The sequence below is a fragment of the Deltaproteobacteria bacterium genome (assembly GCA_009930495.1).
Taxonomy (GTDB): Bacteria; Desulfobacterota; Desulfovibrionia; order Desulfovibrionales; family Desulfomicrobiaceae; genus Desulfomicrobium.
Map to the genome: position 1 here is coordinate 1 of RZYB01000168.1, position 5,355 is coordinate 5,355.

Here is a 5,355-nt window from a genome sequence, read left to right on the forward strand (position 1 = left end):
GCGGCTGCGCGTCTCCAGACCGTCTCCGCCAAGTGCGCCTCCTATTCCCCTCAGCGGACCAAACCCCTCATTTCCGCGCACCCCACTTGCCTTTTCCGCTGTTTTCCACCATGCCAAAGAGCGATTTCCGGGCGTGTCGCGCCCCTGCCCCGCGTTCTTTTATCTATTTTTCAAGGAGGCCTCATGAAACGTATCCTGCTGTTCGCCCTGGTGGTTCTGACCCTGTGCGCGTCCACGGCTTCGGCCAAAAAATTGATCGTGGCCACGGACACCAACTTCCCGCCCTTTGAATTCAAGGATCCCGAAACCGGCAAGCACACCGGGTTCGATGTCGAGCTGTGGGACGCCATCGCCAAGGAAATCGGCGCCGAATACGAACTGCAGCCCATGGACTTCAACGGCATCATTCCCGGCCTGCAGTCCGGACAGCTTGACGTCGGCATCGCCGGCATGACCATCAAGCCCGAACGGGCCAAGGTCGTGGACTTTTCCGATCCGTACTACAACGCGGGCCTGCTGATTCTGGTCAAGGCCGACAACACCGACATCACCGATGTCAAGAGCCTGGCCGGCAAGACCGTGTCCACCAAGCTCGGCACCACCAGCGAGGACTTCGCCAAGAAGGAAGCGGGCGCCAAGGAAGTCAAGCTCTTCCCCAACAACGACGCCATGTTCATGGAACTCATGGCCGGCGGCGCGGACGCGGTCATTTTTGACTCTCCAGTGGTCTCGGATTTCATGCGCACGGCCGGCAAGGGCCAGGTCAAGGTTGTCGGGCCGCTGTACATGGGTCAGTCCTACGGCATCGCCTTCCCCAAGGGCAGCGACCTGCCCGCCAAGGCCAACGCGGCCCTGAAAAAGCTCAAGGACAGCGGTGCCTACCGCGAACTGTACATCAAATGGTTTGGCACCGAACCCAAATAATCCCTGACACTCCCGAGGCGGGGAGCTCCCTCCCTGCCTCCATTTCGAGACGCCCATGGCTTTCCAATTCGAACCTTCCGTTATTCTCGACACCCTGCCCATGCTCATGCGCGGGGTCTGGTACACGATCTACCTGACCGTGGGCGGCCTTTTTTTCGGCTTCCTGCTCGGCGTGACCACGGGCCTCATGAAACTGGCCCGCCCCTTTTTGGCCCGCAAAATCGCCGAATTGTACGTGGAATTGATCCGGGGCACGCCCATGCTGGTCCAGGCCATGTTCCTCTATTACGGCGTGCCCATGGCCGTTGGCCTGCGCATCCCGCCGCTGGTGGCCGGCATCATCATCATCGCCATCAACTCCGGGGCCTACATTGCCGAAATCGTGCGCGGAGCCATCCAGTCCATCAACGTCGGCCAGACCGAGGCCGGACGTTCCATCGGCCTGACCCGGGCCCAGACCATGCGCCATATCATCTGGCCCCAGGCCTTGCGGCGCATGATTCCGCCGCTGGGCAACCAGTTCATCATCAGCCTCAAGGACACATCGCTGCTCATGGTCATCGGCGTGGGCGAACTGCTGCGCACGGGCCAGGAAATCGTGGCCGTCAATTTCCGGGCCTTCGAGGTCTACATGGCCGTGGCCATTGTCTATCTGGCCATGACCATGACTATTTCCAAGCTGTTGCGCATGGTTGAAAACCGTTTGACGACCAGGACCAGATAAAGGCCGGACCATGATCGAAATCACAAATCTGCACAAAAAATTCGGGGAACTGGAAGTTCTGAAAGGCATCGACCTGCGCATCGCCGCTGGCGAGGTGGTCTGCATCATCGGGCCGTCGGGCTCGGGCAAGTCCACGGTGCTGCGCTGTATCAACCGCCTGGAAACGCCGACTTCCGGGACGGTTGTTGTCGACGGCCACGACATCATGGACCCCAAAACCGACATCAACGCCGTGCGCACCGAGGCGGGCATGGTTTTTCAACAATTCAACCTGTTTCCGCACATGAACGTGCTCGCCAACGTGACCCTGGGGCCCATCAAGGTCCGAGGCATGTCACGGGCCGAGGCCGAGCACCTTGGCTATGACCTGTTGGCCAAGGTCGGCTTGGCGGCCAAGGCCGAAAACTATCCGGATCAGCTTTCGGGCGGCCAAAAACAGCGCGTCGCCATTGCCCGGGCCCTGGCCCTGCAGCCCAAGGTCATTTTGTTCGACGAACCGACCTCGGCCCTGGATCCGGAACTGGTCGGCGAAGTATTGGAAGTCATGAAAAAGCTGGCGACAGAGGGCATGACCATGGTCGTGGTCACGCACGAAATGGGCTTTGCCCGCGAGGTCGCGGATCGGGTCATCTTCATCGACCAGGGCGTGATCCAGGAGGAAGGCGCGCCGCGCGAATTCTTCGCCCATCCGAAAAACCCGCGTCTGCGCGATTTTCTGGGCAAGGTCGTGGGCAAATGCGGGGTGGTTTAGACGCCGGCCGGGCCGGCCGTTTCCGGTTCGATCCTCCCGGCAAGCCGGCTGAAAGCCGCCGGCACCGGCGCGGTCAGGGTCATGCCCTGCCCTGAAAACGGATGGGTAAAGGTGATGGACCGCGCATGCAGGGCCAGACGGGGGAACGTATCCCCTTTCTGGCCATATTTTTTGTCCCCGACCACCGGATGCCCCAAATCGGCCATCTGAACCCGGATCTGATGCTTGCGACCGGTCAGAAGCGTCAACTCAAGCAACGTGAATGCCCCCGCCTCCCGCACCACCCGCCACGCGGTCTGGGCCAGCTTGCCCACGGACGTGTCCCGCGTGGCAAAAACCTTGTGCACGCCGCTTTCAACCAAATATGAAACGACCGTGCCCGTTGGCTTGTCCATGCGACCGTGGACCACGGCCAGATACCGCTTGGTCGTTTCACGCCAGCCATCTTGCAGGGCACGCTTGGCCGCCTCGGTCTTGGCGAAAACAAGCACGCCCGATGTTTCGCGGTCCAACCGGTGGACGATGAAAATCCGCTGACGGGCCTTGGGATTGCCCTTCCTGACATAGTCGGTCAGGGCGAAATAGGCGGTGCGTGTCTTTTCCGTGTCCGTGGCCATGGTCAGCATGCCGGCGGGCTTGTCCACGACCAGGATGTCGCGGTCTTCGTGCAGGATAATCAGTCCCGGCGGCAGGTGCCGGGCTCCAGGACGGGCGGTTCGTTGCATGGTGGGCCTTGAAAAAAGAAGCGCGCGGACATTCCACCCGCGCGCCAAGGGATACAGGAACGTGGATTTAATTCTGTCCGCTGATCAGAAAGCCCTTGGTGGACGGGCCTGTTGACGCGGAAGTGCCAGCGATCTTGGACAGATAGGTATCGCCCAGGGTCTCGATGTGGTTGCCCACGTTGTCGAAATAATTCATATGCGCCTGCTCTTCCTCGATGATGGTCTCGAAGAGCTTGGCGCTGATGGAATCACCGCTCTCCCGACAGGTCTGGAGAAACTGGTCGTAGGCGTCGATGGTATCGTCCTCGAGCTGGGTGTCATACGGATAAATGGCGCGGACGTTCTGGGCTTTTTTCAATTCGCCCTCGTAGGATGTACAGGGCTCGCCACCCAACTCCTTGATCCGCTCGGCGAACATCTCGGCGTGGCGCATTTCGTCGATGGCGATGAGCTTCATTTTCGCGGCCAATTCGCCGTAATCGAAACTGTCCAGATTGTAGTGCTGGTTCATGTACTGGGTGATGGCAAAGAGTTCCATGGCCCGGGCCTGATTGAGCACGTCGATGACGCGCGCCTTGCGCTCTTCTCGGGAAAGTCGATCGGTCATGATGCCTCCTGAAATATCATACGGTTATGGTTATTCAGCAAAGAACGACATCTGCGTACCAAAGCCTCCCCGCACGGGGCAAGCTCTTTACATGGAAATTTTCCCCCGACGTCGCCCCTTGAACACGCCAGTCTCGAAGAGTAAACAGCCATTCTTCCCAACGCCCGCACCAAGGATCACCCATGCTCATCTATGCCCAACTCGTCGGCTCGGTTTTTTTCTGGGGCGCGACCTGGATCTCAGGCCGCATGCTCGCCCAGGACATGGGACCGTTCTCGGCCGCCCTGCTCCGCTTCCTGACCGCCTCGATTTTTCTCTTCCTGTGGTCATACCGGGCCGGACACGGCTTTCCCCGTCTGCCACGCCAAGAAATCCTGCCCGTGGCCTTTCTAGGCCTGACCGGCATCTTTCTCTACAACGCCTTTTTCTTCACTGGCCTGCAAACGGTCCCGGCGGGTCGGGCCGCCCTGATCATCGCCTCGGCGCCCATTGTCATCAGCATTCTGTCCGCCCTGCTCATGGGGGAACGGTTGACCCGCAACAAAATTCTCGGCGCGCTCATTTCCCTGACCGGCGCGGCCATCGTCCTGTCCGGTGGCGACATACCGGCCCTGTTCCAGGGCGGACTGTCCCACGGCGATGTCATGATCCTGGGCTGCGTGGCGGCCTGGACCGCCTATTCCGTGGCTGGTGGCCGGGTCATGCGCCGGCTCGATCCGCTTTTGACCGTGACCTGGTCCTGCGTCATCGGCGCGCTCATGCTCGTGATCCCGGCTCTGGCCAACGGTCTGGCGGCGGACGTGGGCCGGGCCAGCCTCGTGGACTGGGCCAACATCCTCTTCCTGGGCATTGTGGCCACGGGCGTGGCCTTCACCTGGTACTACGCCGGCATCAAGGCCATCGGCGCGGCCAGGGCCGGCATCTTCATCAACCTTGTCCCGGTCTTCGCCATTGCCATGGGCTACATCATCCTGGACGAGCCCGTGACCTCGTCGCTTTTGAGCGGCGGCGTCATGGTCATCGCCGGCGTGTACCTGACCAATCGGGCGCCGCGAATCCGCGCCTAACCACGCATGGACAGCCCAATCCGCTTACGCGCGGCGTCCACCTCGAGCACTGTCACGCTGACCTGCTGCCCGACCCGGACCACCTCGGCCGGATCGCGCACGAAGCGGTCGGTCAGGTTGCTGATGTGGACCAGGCCATCCTGATGCACGCCCACGTCCACGAAGGCTCCGAAGCGGGTCACGTTGGTGACGATGCCCGGCAGGCGCATGCCTGGCTCCAGGTCGCCGATGGCGTGCACGTCGGCGAAACGAAAAATCTGGAAGGCCGGCCGAGGATCGCGGCCCGGTTTGTCCAGTTCGGCCAGGATGTCGCGCAGGGTCGGCAGACCGACCTCACCGTCCACGTAGCGATTGAGATCGATGCGCTCGCGGGCGGCCGGGTCCCGCAGCAAATCGGCCACGGCGCGGCCCGCGTCCTTGGCCATGCGTTCCACCAGCGCATAGCGTTCGGGATGAATGGCGCTGCCGTCCAGGGGATTTTTGCCGCCGTGAATACGCAGAAACCCGGCGCACTGCTCGAAGGCCTTGGGGCCCAGGCGCTTGACCTTGAGCAAGCC

Annotated in this window: 7 protein-coding genes; 4 read left to right on the forward strand and 3 right to left on the reverse strand. The window is 61.4% G+C overall.

The genetic code is table 11. The features are described from left to right. Positions 1–183 precede the first annotated feature (183 nt). The 3 genes from glnH to EOL86_11690 are packed head-to-tail and all read left to right on the forward strand — an operon-like array spanning position 184 to position 2,399. A complete protein-coding gene (gene glnH / locus EOL86_11680) occupies positions 184–924 on the forward strand; it encodes a glutamine ABC transporter substrate-binding protein GlnH (GenBank protein ID NCD26234.1) in 741 nt (246 codons plus the stop codon). Positions 925–979: 55 nt separating this feature from the next. Beyond that, complete coding sequence (locus tag EOL86_11685) at positions 980–1,648, forward strand: amino acid ABC transporter permease (GenBank protein ID NCD26235.1); 669 nt, start codon at positions 980–982, stop codon at positions 1,646–1,648. A 10-nt stretch (positions 1,649–1,658) separates the two neighbouring features. Then, positions 1,659–2,399 carry an amino acid ABC transporter ATP-binding protein gene (locus EOL86_11690; GenBank protein ID NCD26236.1) on the forward strand — a complete coding sequence of 247 codons (741 nt, stop codon included), beginning with the start codon at positions 1,659–1,661 and terminating at the stop codon, positions 2,397–2,399. On the opposite strand, the gene EOL86_11695 is transcribed toward EOL86_11690, so the two are convergent. Next, entirely contained in the window at positions 2,396–3,124 is a 729-nt protein-coding gene (locus tag EOL86_11695; GenBank protein ID NCD26237.1) for an RluA family pseudouridine synthase, read from the reverse strand. The two genes, EOL86_11690 and EOL86_11695, sit on opposite strands and share 4 nt — an antisense overlap. A gap of 67 nt (positions 3,125–3,191) precedes the next feature. Then, positions 3,192–3,731, reverse strand: coding sequence for a bacterioferritin (locus EOL86_11700; GenBank protein NCD26238.1), 540 nt, complete (start codon positions 3,729–3,731; stop codon positions 3,192–3,194). A gap of 182 nt (positions 3,732–3,913) precedes the next feature. Here EOL86_11700 and EOL86_11705 point away from each other — a divergent pair, with 182 nt between their 5' ends. Beyond that, positions 3,914–4,798: a DMT family transporter gene (locus EOL86_11705; GenBank protein NCD26239.1), complete on the forward strand. Its 885-nt coding sequence runs from the start codon at positions 3,914–3,916 to the stop codon at positions 4,796–4,798. On the opposite strand, the gene EOL86_11710 is transcribed toward EOL86_11705, so the two are convergent. After that, positions 4,795–5,355 (reverse strand): S1 RNA-binding domain-containing protein (locus EOL86_11710; protein ID NCD26240.1); only part of this gene is annotated, 561 nt, incomplete at its 5' end. The two genes, EOL86_11705 and EOL86_11710, sit on opposite strands and share 4 nt — an antisense overlap.

Excerpts from the sequence above, each read along its gene's own strand:
- EOL86_11700 (NCD26238.1), bottom strand. The coding sequence starts at position 3,731 with ATGACCGATCGACTTTCCCGAGAAGAGCGCAAGGCGCGCGTCATCGAC.
- EOL86_11685 (NCD26235.1), top strand. The coding sequence starts at position 980 with ATGGCTTTCCAATTCGAACCTTCCGTTATTCTCGACACCCTGCCCATG.
- EOL86_11695 (NCD26237.1), bottom strand. The coding sequence starts at position 3,124 with ATGCAACGAACCGCCCGTCCTGGAGCCCGGCACCTGCCGCCGGGACTG.
- glnH (NCD26234.1), top strand. The coding sequence starts at position 184 with ATGAAACGTATCCTGCTGTTCGCCCTGGTGGTTCTGACCCTGTGCGCG.
- EOL86_11705 (NCD26239.1), top strand. The coding sequence starts at position 3,914 with ATGCTCATCTATGCCCAACTCGTCGGCTCGGTTTTTTTCTGGGGCGCG.
- EOL86_11690 (NCD26236.1), top strand. The coding sequence starts at position 1,659 with ATGATCGAAATCACAAATCTGCACAAAAAATTCGGGGAACTGGAAGTT.